The 19632-nt window shown below is 43.7% G+C and carries 17 protein-coding genes; 10 read left to right on the forward strand and 7 right to left on the reverse strand.

What is annotated here, in order from left to right; translation table 11 throughout:
• Positions 1 to 141: 141 nt before the first annotated feature.
• Complete coding sequence (pyk, locus tag AABK40_RS02435) at positions 142 to 1554, forward strand: pyruvate kinase (protein WP_332920848.1); 1413 nt, start codon at positions 142 to 144, stop codon at positions 1552 to 1554.
• Positions 1555 to 1721: 167 nt separating this feature from the next.
• Here pyk and AABK40_RS02440 read toward each other — a convergent pair whose 3' ends face one another.
• Together AABK40_RS02440 and recQ are read right to left on the reverse strand one after the other, a co-directional pair.
• Positions 1722 to 2630: an SDR family oxidoreductase gene (locus tag AABK40_RS02440; RefSeq protein ID WP_338397541.1), complete on the reverse strand. Its 909-nt coding sequence runs from the start codon at positions 2628 to 2630 to the stop codon at positions 1722 to 1724.
• A 99-nt stretch (positions 2631 to 2729) separates the two neighbouring features.
• Positions 2730 to 4889 carry a DNA helicase RecQ gene (gene recQ, locus AABK40_RS02445; RefSeq protein WP_338398056.1) on the reverse strand — a complete coding sequence of 720 codons (2160 nt, stop codon included), beginning with the start codon at positions 4887 to 4889 and terminating at the stop codon, positions 2730 to 2732.
• Between the two features lie 370 nt (positions 4890 to 5259).
• Between recQ and AABK40_RS02450 the strand changes: the two genes are divergently transcribed.
• On the forward strand, positions 5260 to 6342 hold the full coding sequence (locus AABK40_RS02450; RefSeq protein ID WP_338397542.1) for a mannose-1-phosphate guanylyltransferase: 1083 nt from the start codon (positions 5260 to 5262) through the stop codon (positions 6340 to 6342).
• 62 nt (positions 6343 to 6404) lie between these two features.
• Here AABK40_RS02450 and rlmB read toward each other — a convergent pair whose 3' ends face one another.
• Together rlmB and AABK40_RS02460 are read right to left on the reverse strand one after the other, a co-directional pair.
• Positions 6405 to 7178, reverse strand: a complete 774-nt coding sequence (gene rlmB / locus AABK40_RS02455) for a 23S rRNA (guanosine(2251)-2'-O)-methyltransferase RlmB (RefSeq protein WP_332920845.1) — start codon at positions 7176 to 7178, stop codon at positions 6405 to 6407.
• A gap of 131 nt (positions 7179 to 7309) precedes the next feature.
• Entirely contained in the window at positions 7310 to 8518 is a 1209-nt protein-coding gene (locus AABK40_RS02460) for a GWxTD domain-containing protein (RefSeq protein ID WP_338397543.1), read from the reverse strand.
• A 207-nt stretch (positions 8519 to 8725) separates the two neighbouring features.
• Here AABK40_RS02460 and AABK40_RS02465 point away from each other — a divergent pair, with 207 nt between their 5' ends.
• The gene (locus AABK40_RS02465; protein ID WP_332920843.1) at positions 8726 to 9499 is read left to right on the forward strand and encodes a class I SAM-dependent methyltransferase; all 774 of its coding nucleotides are present in this window, start codon (positions 8726 to 8728) and stop codon (positions 9497 to 9499) included.
• A 54-nt stretch (positions 9500 to 9553) separates the two neighbouring features.
• Here the strand turns inward: AABK40_RS02465 and AABK40_RS02470 are convergent, their stop codons facing one another.
• On the reverse strand, positions 9554 to 10459 hold the full coding sequence (locus tag AABK40_RS02470; RefSeq protein ID WP_338397544.1) for a glycerophosphodiester phosphodiesterase: 906 nt from the start codon (positions 10457 to 10459) through the stop codon (positions 9554 to 9556).
• A gap of 148 nt (positions 10460 to 10607) precedes the next feature.
• Between AABK40_RS02470 and AABK40_RS02475 the strand changes: the two genes are divergently transcribed.
• A complete protein-coding gene (locus AABK40_RS02475; protein WP_338397545.1) occupies positions 10608 to 12017 on the forward strand; it encodes an aldehyde dehydrogenase in 1410 nt (469 codons plus the stop codon).
• Positions 12018 to 12179: 162 nt separating this feature from the next.
• Positions 12180 to 13358 carry an N-acetylglucosamine-6-phosphate deacetylase gene (gene nagA, locus AABK40_RS02480; protein ID WP_338397546.1) on the forward strand — a complete coding sequence of 393 codons (1179 nt, stop codon included), beginning with the start codon at positions 12180 to 12182 and terminating at the stop codon, positions 13356 to 13358.
• A gap of 209 nt (positions 13359 to 13567) precedes the next feature.
• On the opposite strand, the gene AABK40_RS02485 is transcribed toward nagA, so the two are convergent.
• Both AABK40_RS02485 and AABK40_RS02490 read right to left on the reverse strand, forming a co-directional pair.
• Positions 13568 to 13933: a DUF4870 domain-containing protein gene (locus AABK40_RS02485; RefSeq protein ID WP_338397547.1), complete on the reverse strand. Its 366-nt coding sequence runs from the start codon at positions 13931 to 13933 to the stop codon at positions 13568 to 13570.
• 1 nt (position 13934) lies between these two features.
• A complete protein-coding gene (locus tag AABK40_RS02490; RefSeq protein ID WP_332920838.1) occupies positions 13935 to 14231 on the reverse strand; it encodes a hypothetical protein in 297 nt (98 codons plus the stop codon).
• A 395-nt stretch (positions 14232 to 14626) separates the two neighbouring features.
• Here AABK40_RS02490 and cmk point away from each other — a divergent pair, with 395 nt between their 5' ends.
• The 5 genes from cmk to nqrC all read left to right on the forward strand — a co-directional run bounded on the left by cmk (position 14627) and on the right by nqrC (position 19626).
• Positions 14627 to 15310, forward strand: a complete 684-nt coding sequence (gene cmk, locus AABK40_RS02495; protein ID WP_338397548.1) for a (d)CMP kinase — start codon at positions 14627 to 14629, stop codon at positions 15308 to 15310.
• A gap of 28 nt (positions 15311 to 15338) precedes the next feature.
• The gene (locus tag AABK40_RS02500; protein WP_338397549.1) at positions 15339 to 16211 is read left to right on the forward strand and encodes a 4-hydroxy-3-methylbut-2-enyl diphosphate reductase; all 873 of its coding nucleotides are present in this window, start codon (positions 15339 to 15341) and stop codon (positions 16209 to 16211) included.
• Between the two features lie 145 nt (positions 16212 to 16356).
• Complete coding sequence (locus AABK40_RS02505; protein ID WP_338397550.1) at positions 16357 to 17718, forward strand: Na(+)-translocating NADH-quinone reductase subunit A; 1362 nt, start codon at positions 16357 to 16359, stop codon at positions 17716 to 17718.
• 8 nt (positions 17719 to 17726) lie between these two features.
• Positions 17727 to 18932: an NADH:ubiquinone reductase (Na(+)-transporting) subunit B gene (locus AABK40_RS02510; RefSeq protein WP_332920834.1), complete on the forward strand. Its 1206-nt coding sequence runs from the start codon at positions 17727 to 17729 to the stop codon at positions 18930 to 18932.
• Positions 18919 to 19626 (forward strand): NADH:ubiquinone reductase (Na(+)-transporting) subunit C, encoded by a 708-nt coding sequence (nqrC, locus tag AABK40_RS02515; RefSeq protein ID WP_332920833.1) that lies wholly within the window; start codon positions 18919 to 18921, stop codon positions 19624 to 19626. The genes AABK40_RS02510 and nqrC overlap by 14 nt, the downstream gene beginning before the upstream one ends.
• Positions 19627 to 19632 lie beyond the last annotated feature (6 nt).

Below are 19632 nucleotides of genomic sequence, written 5' to 3' on the forward strand. Positions count from 1 at the left end.
TAAGTATTGGCACAAATATTGTTTTTACAAGATCAATTATCGCTTTTGGCTTTGAGGGTACAAATGCTGGATCAGCATATTTGGCGTTTATGAATTTTAATGATTGAGAAAAAGCTGAAAAGTTAAACAAATACATCTTTTATGAAAAATACTAAAATTGTTGCTACGATCTCTGACCGTAAGTGTGACATTCCGTTCTTGACAGAAATGTATAATCAAGGTATGAACGTTGTTCGTATCAATACAGCTCACCAAACTTTCGAAGATTCTTTGCGCGTTGTTGAAAACGTTCGTGCAGTATCTGACAAAATCGGTATCTTGGTAGATACTAAAGGTCCAGAAATCAGAACAACAAAGATCGAGGAAGAGTTCCGCGTGAAGCCAGGTGACGAAGTATTCATGGCTGGTGATCCTGAAGGTAAGTCAACTCGTGAGTTGGTTTATGTAAACTACGCTGGTTTCGTAGAAGATGTACCTGCAGGTTCTCGTATCTTGATTGATGATGGTGATGTTGAGTTCATCGTAAAAGAAAAACAAGGCGACAAGTTGTTGTGTATCGCACAAAACTCTGGTCCTGTTAAGTCAAGAAAATCAGTGAACATCCCTTCTGTTCACGTTAAATTGCCTTCTATCACTGCTAAGGATAAAGGTTATATCGAGTGGGTTGCTGATAACAACATTGATTTCGTAGCACACTCTTTCGTACGTAACGCTGCTGACGTTATCGCTGTACAAGACATCTTGGATGCTAAAGGTTCTGATGCGAAAATTATCGCTAAGATTGAGAACCAAGCGGGTGTTGATAACATCGACGAGATCTTGGATCACGTACACTCTATCATGGTAGCTCGTGGTGACTTGGCTGTTGAGATTCCACAGGAGCGTATTCCGATCACTCAAAAAATGATCATCGACAAGTGTATCGCTCGTCGTAAGCCTGTTATTACTGCTACTCAAATGTTGCACACAATGATCGAGAACCCACGTCCAACACGTGCGGAGATCTCTGACGTTGCGAATGCGATCTATGATGGTACTGATGCAGTAATGCTTTCTGGTGAGTCAGCTTACGGTGACTACCCAATCGAGGCCGTAAAAACAATGACTTCTATTGCTATGGCAACAGAAAACTACGAAGGTTTCAAGAAAAACACTGAGTTCGTTGTATTGAACAACGATATCTCTGCATTCGTAGCAAAATCTGCTTACTATGCTTCAGAGCACTTGAACCCAACTGCAATCATCACAGACACAGCTTCTGGCCGTTCTCCACGTGCTATTGCAGCTTACCGTCCAAAAACACCAATTTTCGCTGTAGCTTATGATGAGCGTGTAATGCGTGAATTGTCTTTGACTTACGGTGTGCGTGCAACTTACTTGTCTAAAGGTGACGATAAGAACGCATTCATCAAAGAATCAGTGAAGACGTTGAAAGACAATGGTGCTGTTGAAGCAACTGATCGTTTGGTTATCGTTGGTGGTAACTTCGGTGAGGCTGCTGGTGCATCTACTTTGGACATCGCAACTTTGGAAAACATCGAGAAAAACTACTAATAAGTAGCTTTCCCATAAAATAAGAAAGACGACCAATATGGTCGTCTTTTTTTTTGCCAAGCATTTTTTTCGACGCTTTCAATCTTGTTCTTCCTTTTCAGATGGCAGTAAATTGAAATCAATACAATGAGTGTTGATGTGCTGTTGAATTGCGCTCAATCGTTGGCCTACACCTTCTGGGTAATCTGTTCATGTAGAATTTTGATTCCTTCCTCGAAACTGTGGGGTTCGTAACCGAGTACTTTTCTGGCTTTGTCGATATTGAAACCTGTCTTGGGTGGTCGTTTGGCTGTTTGCTGAAAGATGCTGCCGTCCACTTTTTCTATGGCTGATTTATCAAGCTCAAAATAGTCGCAGGTCATCATGGCCATATCATATGGCGTAAGAAGATCTTTTCCTGAAATATTGAAAATACCTTCTGCCTGTTTTTTGGCAATCAGCCAGCAGCCCATCGCAAGGTCTTCGGCAAGGGTAGGTGTACGCCATTGGTCATCGACAATTTTAAGCTCCTTACCCTGCTCGATGCTGTTTTTTACCCACAGGATAATGTTTGATCGGCTCATGTCATGAGCGATACCATAAACCAGTACCGTTCTTGCAATGGCCCATCGGATATTGCTTTTTTGCAGGCATTCCTCCGCAGCAAGCTTACTTTCTCCATAATAACTGATCGGGTTGGGCTTTGCTTCTTCATCATAAGGACCATCCTGTCCGTCAAAAATAAAGTCCGTAGAAAGGTGTAACAGAAAAGAATCCTGCTTTCCGCAGGCATCAATCAGGTGGTTTACCGCAGATACATTCAACTTCCAACAGCTTTCTTGTTCTGTTTCTGACTGATCGACATTGGTCATGGCGGCAGTGTTAATGACCACCTCAGGCTTTTGAGCACCTATCACTTCATTGACCTCCGCTGCATTGCAAATATCCATCGGAATAAAAGTAAATTTCCCTGCTGACGCTGGGAGCCTTGATTTGCCCAATCCCGTGGCAATCACCTCTACATCTGTTTGCTGGCTAAGTAGCTGTACCAATTTTTGCCCCAATAGGCCATTGGCTCCAGTAATAAGTATCTTCATAGGTTTATAAAAAAGGATGACAAAAAAGCGTTTATCATGACCATCATTAAGTTGATGCTGTCATCATAAACGCTTTCTTCAATCTGGTGTTGTATCAATTTAATTTGCTAAGTCCGTGTAAATCTTAATGCGCATCAAGCGGATTTCGTCTTCGGCATAATCTTCTCCCAGTTCATCGAGTGCGGTTTCGATATTGTCCGTTTCAGCGCCCATAAAATATTCCTGAATATCGCTTTGCATTTCTTCATCCATGATTTCCTCAATGAAATAATCGATGTTCAGCTTCGTTCCAGAAAAACAAATGTGCTCCATTTCTTCCAATAGCTGGAAGAAATCCCAGCTTCTTCCTTCAGCAAGCTCATCGAGATTAACCTTACGGTCGATTTGCTGAATGATAAAAATTTTATCTTTAGAACGGTCACCAGCCGTTTTTACCGTTACTTCATCGGCAGTTTCAATGTCGTTTTCAGCGACGTATTTTTCTATCAGGCTCAGGAACGGTTTTCCGAACTTGCGTGCTTTGCCTTGCCCCACTCCCTGAACCTGCAAAAGGCTTTCCATGGAGGTGGGATAGATGATGGCCATCTCTTCAAGTGCTGGCTCTGAAAAAACCACATAAGGAGGCACCCCTTTGGTTTTGGCTACTTCTTTTCGAAGGGCGACCAATTGCGCAAAAAGAACCTTATCGTGCGCTTTTACATTGATGGTCGGCAGATCCTCTTCTTCACTTTCGTTGCGGTAATCGTGCCCAAGGGGAACAAGGATCTCGTGTGGTTCGTCAATGAATTTTTTACCGAGCTCGGTAACCTTCAGTACCCCATAATTGTCAATATCTTTATCCAGAAGCTGATGAATCATCGCCGCACGGAAGATATTTTTCCAGTGCTCATCATCATCTTCTTTTCCCAGACCATAAATTGGCAGCTTGTCATGTTCGTAACTGAGGACATACTGATTTTGTGAACCTCGAACAACGGACACCAAATGGTTGATGCCGAAACGCTCGCTGGTCATCAGGGCTGTTTTTACAGCTATCTGAATTTGATCCTGTGCATTGAAACGATCTTTCGGGTGCTTACAATTGTCACAAAAGCCACAATCTTCCTCCATATGTTCTCCAAAATAGTGGAGCAACTGTTTGCGTCGACATACGGCAGATTCTGAAAAGGAAGCCACTTCATCCAGGAGCATCTTTGCGTTCTCCCGCTCGGTAACTGGCTTGTCTTTGTTGAATTTTTCGAGTTTTACAATGTCGTTATAACTGTAGAAAAGCAGACAATGCCCATCGAGGCCATCGCGACCTGCACGTCCCGTTTCCTGATAATAACCTTCCAGTGATTTTGGGGCGTCGTAGTGAATGACAAACCGCACATCGGGTTTGTCGATCCCCATACCAAAAGCAATGGTCGCTACAATCACTTCAAGATCTTCATTTAGAAAATCATCCTGATTTTTTACCCGCATTCCAGACTCCAGACCTGCATGGTATGGCGCTGCCTTAATGCCGTTCACTTTCAGTAAATTGGCAACCTCTTCCACTTTTTTACGGCTCAGACAGTAAATAATCCCTGCCTGCCCTTTGTGGTCAAGGATAAATTTTATCAGTTGCTTGTCGATTCCTTTTTTCGGGCGAACCTCATAATAAAGATTTTCGCGGTTAAAGGAAGATTTGAACAGGTTAGCTTCCTCAAGCCCGAGGTTACGCTGAATATCCAGCTGCACTTTTGGGGTGGCCGTGGCCGTGAGCGCAATAATGGGTAAATCACCAAACTGAGTGATGATTGTTCGAATTCGACGATATTCCGGTCGGAAGTCATGCCCCCATTCTGAAATACAGTGGGCTTCATCAATGGCTACAAAAGAAATTTTTGCCTCTTTCAAAAAAGCGACATTCTCTTCCTTGGTCAGTGATTCTGGTGCCACATATAACAAACGCGCTTCACCCTCTAAAACTTTTTTCTTTACCTTGTTCATCTCCCCTTTGGTCAGGGTGGAGTTGAGCATGTAAGCGGAAACGCCCAAAGCATTGAGTTGATCAACCTGGTTTTTCATCAGTGCAATCAGCGGGCTGATAACAATAGCAGTACCGTCCAAAAGTAGGGCAGGAAGCTGGTAACAAAGTGATTTACCGGCTCCTGTGGGCATAATAACGAATGTATTATTGCCGTTCAGGAGGTTTTTTATAATGACTTCTTGGTTACCCCTGAATTGGTCATAACCGAAGACTTCTTTTAATTTATCTGTTATTTTACTCAAGATCCTTGCAGTTGTAGGTGCTCAAAAATCATTACGTAGTTCATGGCCTGAAAATTGGCAATGCCCTAATATAAGATATTGAAAAATATTGTATTTTTCTAATGATTTTGATCATTAGTTATGCGTTATTCCCTATGGGGTAAACTTGATTGAGGAGGATTTGATATTATATTTATAGAAAATTAAATTAATATTTAAATATTGCCTCTGAATCCCTCAAAGGATAGATTTGATACATGAATTTACAATTTATAACATATCAACAAAAGGAGTTTATTTCTTTTTTCGGGGAATAGGATATAAATTGTAAGCTGTAAAGCAGTATTTAAATTTAAACAAATTAAAGATTTGTTTAATTGTAACCCGTGTAGTAATGTACAGTGAAAATAATTATGTGGTGATCATGGCTGGAGGCATTGGCAGCCGGTTGTGGCCATTCAGCAGTATAAAAAAGCCCAAGCAGTTTATGGATGTTTTAGGCACGGGGAAATCGCTCCTGCAACAGACTTACCAACGGTTTTTGCCCGTCTGCCCACGCAAGAATATTTACATCGTTACGCATGAGTCTTATGAAGAACTGGTGATGGAGCAGATTCCTGAGATGGATGCCGATCAGTTACTATTGGAGCCCCACCGTCGTAATACAGCCACCTGCCTGGCATACGCCTGTTATAAAATTGCGGCAAGGAACCCGCTGGCACGTATTGTGGCCGCACCTTCAGATCATACCATTTTTCGTGAAGATTCCTTCTACCGTTGTATTTTTTCAGCATTGGATTCGGTCGAGGAGCGTGACACACTGATGACCATTGGCTTGAGGCCTCATGGGGCGGAGACGTCTTTTGGTTATTTACAATATATTGAAGGAAAGGACGAGACGATCAAAAAGGTAAAGACGTTTACTGAAAAGCCGACAAAAGAGATGGCAGAACTTTTTGTGGACAGCGGCGACTATGTGTGGAACTCGGGGATTTTTGCCTGGAATGCACAGTCAATCGTTCGGGCACTTCGCAAGTACCTTCCTGAGATTGCAGAGAATTTTGAGGACCTTCGGGATGTGTTTTTTACGGATCAGGAAAGTGGACAAATCAAAAAGGCGTATTCGCACTGTAAAAATATCTCCATTGATTATGGCTTGATGGAGAAGGCCGATAATGTAGAGGTGATTTTGGGGGAGTTTGAGTGGGCTGATTTGGGCTCTTTTCAGGCGATTCACGAAGGTAATGAGGAAAAGGAGGGCACCAACAGCGTGAAGGCGAATGCGATGTTGTTTGATGTGGAGGACTCGATGATTGTGAGTGATGACCCTGATGCGCTTATTGTCGCAGAAGGCCTGGAGAATTATGTGGTCGCACTGCGGGAGAAGGTCGTGATGATCGTTAAGAAGGGTGACGAGCGAAAGTTCAAGAAGATATTCAAAGCGGTAAAAAAAGCCACAGGAAACGAATTTCTGTAGCCGGGGGATTTACCCCAACAAAAGAAAGGGAAGATGCTGATGTGCATCTTCCCTTTTTATCTTTATAGTCCTTTCTGACGAACGGCCTCGTACAGGATAATTCCTGCGGCTACCGAAACATTCAGAGATTCGATTTTTCCCAAAATTGGAATCTTAGCTTTCAAATCGGAGCGTTTTAGGTATTCCGGCGATACACCGTCTTCCTCTGATCCCATTAGAACAGCAATAGGCTGGTTGTAATCGATATCTGAATAGCTGTTGTCTGTTTTTTCTGTAGCAGCAACAACGGCAACACCACTTTCCTGAAGGTAGGTGATGGTATCTTTCAGATAATCCTGACGGCAAACCGGGATAATGTTCAATGCACCTGCAGATGTTTTTACAGCATCTGGATTGATCTGTGCAGCACCCTTGCTTGGGATCACGATGGCATCCACACCGGCACATTCGGCCGTACGGCAAATTGCCCCGAAGTTACGCACGTCCGTTACACGGTCCAGGATCAGAATAAAAGGATCTTTCCCCTGCTCATAACAACGGCTAATGATGTTATCCAGCGACTGGTAACTCACTGCTGAAAGGTAAGCGATAGCCCCTTGGTGATTTTTACGCGTAATGCGATTTAGTTTTTCCACAGGGACTTTGCTGATCGGCAATCGAAATTCAATTGCAGTATCTACAAGCTCTTTTGTAAGTTCGTTGTTCAACCCTTTCTGGATGAACAGCCGATCGATTTCTTTTCCGGCGCGTATCGCCTCAATGACAGCTCTTGTGCCAAAAATCATATCCGCCGATTGCGGTTTTCTGCGGGGAGTGCCGCGGAATTGTCTTTCCATAAACTGAATACTTTCCTAAATATAAAAGCGCTGATTAATCATTAGCAAAAATGATGCTCAATTACTGCCAGGCTTTTCAATGCAAAGATACAACCCTTTTAAGCCCATGCCCAAAGATGTTTCTCATTTATTTAAATGCCCTTGAGGCCTTTGCGCCACAGGTCAACCTGCCGAAACCATACATCCTGATATTTTTTGGCCCTTTTCAGCATAAACAGACCATTTTTGTAGTGCTCGGTATTTTTTTCAAAAACAAACCGTACCTGCTCCTCTTCTCCGCGCCCATACACCCAGATTTCATCTTTGGGGTGAAGGTAAACCTCATCGGGCTTGCCGAAAACAATATAGACCATCCCGCGGTCCGTTTTCCATCCTTCCTTATAAGTGGTGAAAAAGGTGTTGGCAAATTCCACCTGATTGTAGTATCTCTTGATGGTGCTTTTAGCGCGTTTTGGTGATCGGCTGTTGCTGAGCCAAAATTCCTCAAAAGCTTTTCGGCGGTCGTTGGTGACCAACAGGGCTTTGTATTCATCATTGGTGGAGATGTAGCGCAACGGTGGCGCGAGGTCTTCCACTTTTTTGATTTTAGGATAGTATTTATCTTGTTTCATGAATATCCAGCCCTCTTTTTGATCAGGGTTTAGGCTGATGAAGTACGTTCCCATCGCCTTGATCGGGATGGTGGCGCCAGAATCAAAGGTTTTGTCTTCAGTGGCCAGTTCTTTTGGCGGCGAGGTTTTACTCATCGGTGGTAAGGAAGGCAGGAAAGGGTCTTTCCAGTGGCGCACCGTAACTTTTGCATTGGGGTCGGCAGTGGAAATCTGAAAAGCCTTTTCAGGAATGAAGTTGTCAGTCATTCCCCAGAAAGGTTGTGTGCCATCCATGGGCAGAAAATCCACCGCTTCTTCCAGCGGGATACAATGATAAAAGGTAAAGTTTTTATCGTAGGTGGCCATTTTTATGACCATTATATCACCTGTATCAACCTTTGGGCTCAGGGGAATGGTAAAGTGGTTATTCAGCGTTTCATGGCCTACAAAGTGGCTGTTGTTGAGTTTTTCCGTATTGCTTTTGTCAAGGGAGTTCAGCGAATTGACAAAGAAGTAACTGAGCTCACTGTCTTCCATCACGCTGTTTTCTGAACGGTAGCGGATATTCAGGTACACCCTGAGGTTTTGCTTGTCCCGGTAAACAAAATGGTGAAAGTTGGTTAAGGCCAACGGATTGTAGTTGTAGGCCTGATTATATTCACTCAATGGGAGTTGAGCCACGGCTGATGAAAGTGAACAAATGTTCAGTAGCGCGATCAAAATGATCAGGAGATGATTGGGTTTATGCATAGGAGGGCGGCGATATGTCAAAAATTCATGGTTAAAAATACAATTTTTAGTGGAAATAAGATATTTCCTCGGCCATCTCCTTCATTTATTTCTCCCTTCGCTTTTCAGTTCACGGATTTGGCTATATTTGTATTTAAAGATTTAACGTAATAGGAAAGGATGCGTTGAGCATTCAATTCTATATCCAATAGCTTAGTCATTAATCGAATGAGTGTATATACAACCGAAATCGCTTCGGATCAGATTCCTTCTGATAACCCTATTCATCAACGCCTGCTAAAGGCTTACTATGCCGCACAGCCGTTTGTCAGTGGACGCTTGCTTGAGGTGGGCTGTGGAGAAGGCCGTGGGGTCAGTTTGTTGGCGCCCAAGAGTGAATCTTACACGGCCATAGATAAAATTCATGAGGTGGTGGAGAAATTGCAAGCCCAGCATCCCGAGGTGGATTTCCGCCAGGCAATGGTTCCTCCTTTCGAGGGAATTGCTGACGAGTCTTTTGATACTGTGGTCTCTTTTCAGGTGATTGAGCATATCGAAGATGACGCCTTGTTTCTGAAAGAAATTCACCGCGTACTGAAAAAAGGAGGTAAAGCGATTATTTCAACCCCCAATATTATCAAGACGCTGAGCAGAAACCCATGGCATATTCGGGAATACACTGCGGAAGAGTTGCGCCTGTTGGCTAACCGTTATTTTGATCAGATCGATACGCTGGGTATTGGTGGCAACGAGAAGGTGTGGGAATATTATCACCGAAATAAAAAATCAGTTCAGGCAGTGATGAAATATGATTTCCTGAACTTGCAGTATCGTCTGCCTGCGGCTTTACTGAAGATCCCTTATGATATTATGAACCGCCGCAACCGTAACAAGCTGAAAGATGTATCGGATGATTTGGTCAAGTCAATTTCCCATCAGGATTACCTTTTGGTGAAACAGCCAGAAGAAGCCCTTGATTTATTTTATGTACTGACCAAGTGATAAAATATTCAACACAAAAAAAGCCATTTACAACCGCTGTAAATGGCTTTTTTATTATAAGCTTGTGGCGTGCAGCTTCATTTCTTTTTTGATGATCATCAGTCGGTCAGGGTAATCACTGATCAGGCCATCGACGCCCCATTCCACCAATTTCTCCATCTCTTCTTTGTCATTGACTGTCCATGGAATGACTTTGAAATCATTGGCATGAAGCCACTTGACATCCTTCTTTTTCAGTAAAAAATATTCAGGACTGTAAATCGGTGGCTTAAAGCTGAGCTTTTTCAGATTCTCCTGAATAGACTGCTTGTTTTCCACCAAAAAGGCCAGTCGAATTTGTGGGTAATGCTGATGTAAATACTCCAGCACGCGGGGATCAAAAGATTGAAGAATCACACGGTGCATCGGCACGTAAGCATCTACGGTTTTCACCACAAGCTCACAAAACTCATCTACCGGAGGAGTATAAAGCATGTCCCACTCCTCTTCCGCCTTAATTTCTATATTGTAATATACCTCATCACGATCCGTATTTTTCACGTGTCGCTCAGCCGTTGTTAACACCTCTGAAAGTAGGGGTTTGTAGGCAGGGACAGAAACCTGCTCTGGGAATTCCGAATGGTTGCGTTTTCCGACATCATACTTCTTGATGTCCTCATAATTCATGTGATAAAGCAAGTGCTCATCGTGCTGACGCGAGCGAATTTTCTTTCCCTCAGGCGTTGTGGTAAACTCATGATTGAAAAAGGGATCATGTGAAACGACCACTTTTTTGTCTTTAGAAATCACCACATCCATCTCAAGGGTGGTAACGCCCAAATCCAACGCTTTTATAAATGCGGGAATAGTATTTTCTGGAAGGAGTCCCCTTGCTCCCCGATGACCTTCAAAATCAAACTGCGCCATGGCATTAGTACAAATAAATAATAAGACGATAAGACCGATGTAAGGCTTTTTCATTGAGTATGACTTCTTTTTACTCGCAATGTGGGTTTTGTTTGGTGGAATTGCAAGTGATGTGTTTGAAGGAATTATTACTTCTTGGTGAACTTAACATGGTTTTAATTTATTGTATCTTAACAAAGCTATTTTTCTTATTTTGATAACTATGAGTGAAACAATAAATCAGACCCTGAGTCCAGATCAGGCGACCACCCTTTTGGAGGCGCAGCAAGCATATTTCCAACAGCAGCATACCCGTGATTTAAGCTTCAGGAAGAGGCAGTTGCAAAAACTACTCCAAGCTGTGGAGAACTTCGAGCCAGAACTTACCGAAGCGGTGCAGCGCGATTTTCGGAAAAGTACTTTCGAGACCTTCATTACTGAAATAGGAATGCTCAAGGTAGAGATTAAGCATGCGCTGAAGCACTTGAAAAAATGGACAAAGCCACAGGTACAGGGCGGTTTGAGCTTGGTGAACTTTCCTGCACGCAATTTCCTTTATCAGGAGCCGCTTGGCGTAAGTCTGATCATCGCGCCGTGGAATTACCCGATTTTGCTCGCATTGTCTCCCCTGATAGGGGCAATTGCCGCGGGCTGTTGTGCCGTAATCAAGCCGTCAGAACTAACACCCCATACTTCAGCAGTATTGAAGAGGCTCATCACTTCAACTTTTCTGCCTGAATATATATCCTTGGTAGAAGGTGGGGCAGAAACGGCCTCGGAGCTGTTGTCCATGCCTTTCAATCATATTTTCTTTACAGGGAGCAGCAAGGTCGGGCAGATTGTAGCCAAAGCGGCGGCAGAACAAATGATTCCTGCCACTTTGGAGCTTGGAGGGAAAAGTCCCGTGATCGTTCACCGTGATGCAGATATTGAGGTGGCAGCTCGTCGGGTGGTCTGGGGGAAATTTCTGAATGCGGGGCAAACCTGTGTAGCGCCAGATTATGTTCTTGTGCATCGCGAGGTGCACGATGCCTTTGTGGAAGCCCTTCAGGTGGAGGTAATCAAAGCTTACGGCGACAATATTCAGCAGAATGAAGATTACCCACGAATAATTAGTAATAAACATTATAAAAGGTTGGAGGCGATGTTGCAGCCAGATAAAGTGGCCTTCGGGGGTGTTTGTGATGAGCTTGATCTGTATATATCACCAACGGTTATGGTTGGGGTTGCCGTAGAAGACGCCGTAATGCAGGAAGAGATTTTTGGCCCCGTTTTGCCGATCCTTTCTTATGATGGGATTAATGAGATTGCCCCAATACTGAACAAACTCAGTCACCCACTCGCTTTTTATGTCTTTTCCGAAAACAGGCATTTTACCAATTATTTCATTGAAAACTTTCCTTTTGGAGGGGGATGCATCAATGATGTGGTGGCGCATCTTGCAGAACAACAGTTGCCCTTTGGGGGAATGGGCAAGAGTGGTTATGGGCAATACCATGGGCGGTATTCGGTGGAGGCGTTCAGTCACCGCAAAGGCGTAATGAAAAAGCCAACCTTCCTGGATGTTCCTTTCAGGTATGCGCCTTATGGCGGGAAGTTAAAGCTGATGAGGCAGTTGTTTCAGTGGTTTTAGTTATTAAAAATAGTATTGAGGGTGAAATAGGGCTGCTGAGGTGGTGGTTTAAATTAAATTCAGCTTAATAAATAAAATAAATTATTTAAAGATCCGTTATTTTGAATATTATTTTTATATTTGACGTATAGTAAATGAGGTAGAAGAAAATATAAGCCGAAAATGAAGGTTTTAGTTCAAAATGTACGTGTAGTTTCCCCTGATTTGGATATCGATCGGGCATCAGTATTGGTTCAGGATGGTAAAATTCAGGCAGTGCTTCGTTTGGGGCAAATGGTTCCTGCGGCAGAGAAAGTGATTGATGGCCGCGGGCAGATATTAATGCCAGGGTTTATTGATATTCATACCCACGGTGCTGCGGGTGCCGATGTTTGTGAAGGTACTGAAGAGGCCGTGCGTACAATTGCGAAGGCAAAACTTCAGGAGGGGGTAACCATTTTTCTCCCCACAACAATTACCGCACCCAATGCAACGCTGTCGCAGGCAATGCAGGGAGTGAAAGCGTACCAGCAACGAATGGATTACGCTAAAACACCTTCCGTACATATTGAAGGGCCATTTATCAATGCGGATTGCGCAGGCGCGCAGAACCCTGATTTTGTCCGCAACCCCAACTGGGAAGAGTTAAAGCATTTACATGAAATCGCTCCAGTGGGCGTGGTATCCATTGCCGTAGAGACTGAGGGAGCTATGACATTTACTGAACAGGCCTCCTCTGCGGGAATTGTGGTTTCAGGGGCGCACTCCAATGCGACTTATATGGAATTCCTTCAGGCAAAAAATAAAGGACTGGGGCATCTGACGCACTTTTGTAACCAGATGACTCCTGTGCATCATCGGGAAATCGGTTTGGTGGGCGCAGGCTTGCTTGATGATGATATTAAGCTGGAGCTGATTTGCGACGGGGTACACCTGAATCGTGATATGATCAAGCTGATATTTAAAAGTCGCTCGGTTGATGGCCTGATGCTGATTACGGATTCTGTGGCGGCATCCTGGTGCCCTGATGGTATTCGGGATTTCGGAGGCTTGCAGGTAGAGGTGAAAGATGGTGTGGCAAGACTTGAAAGTGGTGCTTTGGCAGGTTCAACCCTTAAATTCAACGATGGGCTGAAGATGGTGCGCTCGGTAACGGGCTTGCCGCTGAAGGAGCTGGTAAAAACCACCTCTTGGAATCAGGCGCAGAGTCTTGGACTTGAAGGTGTCGGGAAAATAGAAAAGGGATATGCTGCGGATTTTGTGCTGCTTGATGAGGAGCTGAATATTCAATCCACTTTCGTGGATGGGGTAGAGAAGTTTACCAAAGAACAGACGGAACAGCGAAAACAACATTTAGCCTAAAGCTCAGGTTTTAAAAAAATACAGATAACGGCATCGGTAGTTACTCTACGGACTCAACAAAAGTCAATTGCAGGCTATGCTGATTTTGAAAAGCTACGCTTGCAGTAAAATACTTGAAAAATAAGATGGTTAGGAAATAAATATTCTCCTTAAAATTTGAAAAGCCCTCCGTATCGCTCGGAGGGCTTTGCTGTTTATTTTTCAAATGTTTATTTAAAAAACGAAATACTGATGGGGTAGCGGTAATTCTGATCCTGGTCGAGTCGGATGGCTGCAATGATGGCACATACCATGGACATGATTCCCAAAATCATGATGATGGGTATGCCGATAGCCAATAAAACCAGGGGCGAAGCGAGCAGGCAATACAATGCTATGGAAAGCTGGAAATTCAATGCGGCCCGTGCATGGCTGGCAACAAACGCTGATTCCTCTTTTTTGGAAAAGTAGATCACCAGTGGGATAATCAAGTGTGCCATAGGCATCACGCAAGCCGCTAACGCACTCAGGTGCGCAAACAGTGCCCACTGCCTTTCCGAGGAGGAGGCGTATTTTTTAGGTAAATAGGGATTCATCTTATTTTTTGTCCTTTAAATGATCTCGGAAATTACTGAATTCCTTTTTAATCTTCTCCTTCGATTCCCGCACTTTATCTTCCACTTCCTGAATGGTACTCTGGTGATTGATCGCGAACTCATCAACCTTCATTTCAAGAAAATGTAAGTTTCTTTTCAGTTCATCCGACCTTTTGTGTAGCTCAGATTTAAAAGATTCCTTGTCTTTTGGTACTTCAGAAATCAGGTCGTCCATGCGTTGGCCAATCGTTCGAAATAGTGATTCTAAAGGGCCTTCTGCTTTATTTTGATGATTCATAATGTTATTGATTGATTTTTCTAATTGTTCCTTACCTGTATTTTAATAACGTGTTTTTTGCCCTGCTGTTATTTCGATAGTTTGGATCTTTTATTTGTGATTGTGGAGTGGTATTTTTCGGGAAATTCCGATTTGCTTTGTTATCTTTGGTTTCGCGGATGTTATTGGCAGTGATGGTTTTTTGATAAAATAATGCAATAAATAATGAAAGGTAACGCTAAAAGGAAGAATTTTCCACGAATACTGCTGTGGGTGCTACTCCTGACCTTCGGCACTGCCGTATTGGGGGCTTGTTCAAGCGCTCGGAAATATCCGCCTAAGCATCGGCAAATCAAAAAGGGGAAGCCAATTCCCTGCCCGATGAAGGATTGTTAAAGAGGAATAAATAATTTTCAATGAGTAATAAAATTGTAATTGCGATCGATGGTTACAGTGGCTGTGGGAAAAGCTCCACGGCAAAAGCTGTCGCCGCAGCATTAGGGTATGGTTATATTGACACAGGTGCAATGTACCGCTCGGTAACGCTTTACTTCAAAGAACATAATATCAAGCTCACCGATCCCAAGGCTGTCAAGGCCGCATTGAAGGAAATTAATATTTCTTTTGTGTACAACGATAAGTCGGGGCTCAACGAAACGTTTCTTAATAGTAAGAACGTGGAAAAGGAGATCCGAAAGATGTATATTTCTGAAGGGGTCAGTGAGGTGGCTGTGATTGCTGAAGTACGAAAGGCAATGGTAGACCAGCAGCGTAAGATGGGCAAAAAGAAAGGCGTAGTGATGGACGGGAGAGATATTGCCTCGGTGGTATTTCCTAATGCAGAGCTGAAAGTCTTCATGACTGCCGATGTGCGCATTCGTGCCGAACGCCGACAGAAAGAACTTTTTGATCAGAAGCAGCTCGTGAATTTGGAGGATATCATTGATAACCTCAAAAAGCGCGACCGTATCGATACTTCTCGGGCAGAAAGCCCACTGACACAGGTGGAAGATGCCATGGAAGTGGACACTTCTTTTATGAATTTTGATGAACAGGTAAATGTCATTGTGGAGGCTGCCCAGAAATTAATTGGTAAATAGCCTGCGGGTGAGATTGAAAAACAACACTATGGAAGTAACCATTGATAAAAATTCAGGCTACTGCTTCGGTGTGGAGTATGCCATCAAGATGGCTGAAGATGAGATGGAACGCTCGGATCAGTTGTACTGCCTGGGGGATATTGTCCACAACGATATGGAGGTAAAGCGGCTGAATGAAAAGGGGTTGAGGATTATCTCTCGTGAGGAGCTGAGCAAATTGAAGGATTGCAAGGTGTTGATTCGTGCCCACGGGGAGCCTCCAGCAACCTACCGCATGGCGATGGAGAATAATATCACACTGATTGACGCCTCCTGCCCTGTGGTTTTAAAATTACAAAACAGGGTAAAGACCGCCTACGATAAAATGCTCGACATTAACGGGCAGGTGGTTATTTACGGAAAGAAAGGGCACGCTGAAGTGGAAGGGCTTGTGGGTCAAACCAATGCCGAAGCACTCATCGTGACCGAGGAAAAGGACCTCGCGCAGGTGGATTTTAACCGCCCCGTGACCCTCTTCTCTCAGACCACCAAAAGTACCAAAGGGTTTTATGCCCTCAAAGATAGTATCGCCTCACAAATTGTAGCGAGTGAAGGCGGTCAGGAAAATTTTCAGGCCAATGACAGCATTTGCCGACAGGTATCCAACAGAGAGCCGCAGCTTACCCGCTTCGCTCAAGAGTACGATGTCATCTTGTTTGTCAGTGGTAAAAAAAGCTCCAACGGCAAGGCGCTTTACCAGGTGTGCAAGGCCAATAATGTAACGAGCTTTTTTATTGAATCAGAATCTGATATCGATCCTGCCTGGTTGGCGCAGGCAAAGTCCGTCGGGATTTGCGGTGCAACCTCTACGCCCATGTGGCTGATGGAGCGAGTATCAGATTATATTAAAAATATTGTTTAAATCATTTTTCGGTATATTTACCGAGGTTGAGATATGATAAGGCTCAATATTACTGTGAATAATTGTCATTTTACGTAATTAATACGTCAGTTTTTCGTAGATTTGAGCCGTTTTTTAGGGACCTATTGAATCAATTCATGTAGCGATGTCAAATACAAAAAAGCTGAAGAAGGGGTTTGATATCCGTCTTGTTGGACAAGCGGATAAACAAATTACTTCATTTGCAAAATCAAGTGTTTTCGCGCTTAAACCTTCAGATTTTATCGGGATCCAACGCCCGAAGTTGAAGGTTAAAGTCGGCGATACAGTAAAAGCAGGTTCGCCAGTTTTATTCGACAAAATGACCCCAGAGGTTCTTTATACTTCTCCAGTGAGTGGTGAAGTGGTAGAGATCGTTCGCGGGGCAAAGCGTCGCCTTTTAGAGGTTAGAATTTTAGCGGACAAGGAACTCGAATACGAGACCTTTAATCAGTTCAACATTGCCGACCTGTCAAATGTTTCGGCAGAACAGATTACTGAACAGTTGTGTGCCTCAGGTGTATGGCCACAAATCATTCAACGCCCTTATGGGGTGGTTGCAAACCCAAAAGATAAGCCAAAGGCCATCTTTATTTCTTCTTTCGATACTCACCCATTAGCACCAGATACTGATTTCGCATTCCAGGGCGAAGAGCAGCATCTGCAAGCAGGGATCGAGGCATTGTCGAAATTCACAAATCAAATTCATGTCGGCCTGAATGCCAAGTCGCCATCGAAAGTATTCAGTGGATTGAAAGGAGTAACCTTTACCAGTTACGAAGGGCAGCACCCTGCAGGTAACGTAGGTATCCAGATTCACCATACTACGCCAATCAACAAAGGCGATCTTTATTGGACGGTTTCGCCTGCGGGCTTGGCTGACATTGGTCGAATGTTGCTAAGTGGCAAATATGATCCTCAGCGCGTTATTGCGGTAACAGGTTCAGAAGTGAAGAAGCCTACTTACACGAAGGTGCATGCAGGTACTTCAATCAAGTCTTTAGTGGAAGGAAATGTAAACTCAGGACATTTGCGCTACATTTCAGGAAACGTACTGACAGGGGAGAAAATCGCCGCGGATGGTTTCTTGGGCTATTATCACAATCAGGTAACGGTAATTCCTGAAGGTGATGGAGAGCAGGAATTCCTGGGCTGGATCACCCCTCAAGCAGAGCGTTTGTCATTCTCAAAAGCATTTGGTTTGTTGTCTTTCTTGAATCCGAAAAAAGAGTACCGTTTGGATACCAACACGCGTGGAGAAAAACGTCGCTTTGTAGTTTCTGGAGAATTCGAGAAAGTATTGCCGATGGACATCTACCCTGTGCATTTGTTTAAAGCGATCTTGGCAGAAGATTATGAAAATATGGAAGCCTTGGGGATTTACGAACTGGTAGAAGAAGATGTAGCTCTTTGTGAGTTTATCGATGTTTCAAAAAATGACATTCAGTCTATTTTGAGAAAAGGTTTGGATTTGTTGCAGTACAGCTAATAAGTATTATGAAATTCTTAAGAGAAAAACTCGACGAAATAAAACCGAACTTCAGCAAAGGAGGAAAATTCGAGAAGTTTCATCCCGCTTTTGAAGCGATTGACACGATCTTGTATGTGCCCAAAGAGGTGACCTCTGCAAAAGGAGTTCAGGTTAAAGACGCAGTCGATTTGAAGCGTCTGATGATGACAGTGGTGATCGCCCTGATCCCTTGTCTGTTATTCGGTATGTGGAACGTAGGTTTTCAGCACTATCTTGCGATAGGTGAAACGTCTACTTTCATAGATCAATTCCTTTACGGTGCCATGAAGGTACTTCCTATCGTGATCGTTGCTTATGCAGTCGGTGGATTGGTGGAAGGAACCTTCTCTGTGCTTAGAAATCACCCCATTGCGGAAGGTTTCCTGGTAACAGGTATGTTGGTGCCTTTGTGTATTCCTGCTTCTATTCCTTTATGGCAAGTGGCTTTGGCCATGGTGTTTGCCATTGTATTGGGTATCGAGGTGTTTGGTGGTGTAGGTACTAACGTGTTGAACGTAGCCCTTACCGCACGTGCTTTCCTTTACTTTGCTTACCCAACAGATATCTCAGGAGATGTTTGGACGGCAGGTATCCACGGTGAAGGGATTAAATTGGTAGAAGGATATACAGGTGCTACGCCTTTGGCAATTGCTCACTCAACCCCTGCGGGCGAGAGCGTGGCCAATGCATTGAGCGCAGTATCGTATGGTGGTTTCGACCATATCTTTAGTTTGAAAAACCTGTTCATGGGAGTGATCCCCGGCTCAATCGGTGAGACATCCACTTTGGCGATTTTAATCGGTGCCGCTATTTTGATTGTAACAGGCGTTGCTTCTTGGAGAATCATCGTTGGGGTATTTGGCGGTGCTTGGTTGACAGGCCTGTTGTTGAATGCTTTTGCTGTAAACCCATTCATGGGATTACCTGCTCACTACCACTTGGTAATGGGTGGTTTGGCTTTCGGTGCTGTATTTATGGCTACTGACCCTGTAACGGCTGCCCATACCACTAAAGGGAAGTGGATTTACGGTATTTTGATTGGTGCAATGACGGTGATTATCCGTGTATTCAACCCAGCATATCCTGAAGGAATTATGTTGGCAATTCTTTTGATGAACGTATTTGCGCCATTAATCGACCATTACGTAGTTGAGGCAAACAAAACTAAAAGATTAAAACGTGCGACAGTCTAACGGATATATTATTGGTTTTGCAGTAGTCATGACAATCGTCTGTGGAGGATTGTTATCGTGGGCTGCTGTGGGCTTGAAAGAAGCTCAGACCAAAGCGAAGGAATTGGATACTAAACGCCAAATTTTAAGTGCTGTAATTGATATCAAAGGAAAACCTTCTGAGGAGCTTTTGAAATTGTATGACAGCGACATCTCTGCAATTGTGATTGATGCACAAGGCAAGGTGCTTGATGGCGTAGATGCTGCGACAGTAAATATCGCAAAAGAATACAAAAAGAAACCTGCTGAACGCAAGTTGCCGATTTACGAATTCAAGAAAGACGGTAAAATTTCTGCTTATATCCTTCCAATGTATGGCTCAGGCCTTTGGGATGCTATCTGGGGATTTATCGCTATTGAGTCTGACGGTAATACCGTGCAAGGGATCTCTTTGGATCACAAAGGAGAGACGCCTGGTCTTGGCGCCCGTATTACTTCTGAAGAAGTACAGGAGCGTTACAAAGACAAGAAGATCTTTGAAGGTGGTAAATTGGTGTCGGTACAAATGGTGAAAGGGGAAAACAACCCTGGCCTTAGCGAGCACCAAGTAGACGGAATGTCTGGCGCAACATTGACTGGTAACGGTGTGAATAAAATGTTGGAGTCTTACCTTGATCTTTATAAGGGCTTCCTGAAAGAGCATAAAGCAGGTTAATTAAAC

This window comes from Persicobacter psychrovividus (assembly GCF_036492425.1).
Taxonomy (GTDB): domain Bacteria; phylum Bacteroidota; class Bacteroidia; order Cytophagales; family Cyclobacteriaceae; genus Persicobacter; species Persicobacter psychrovividus.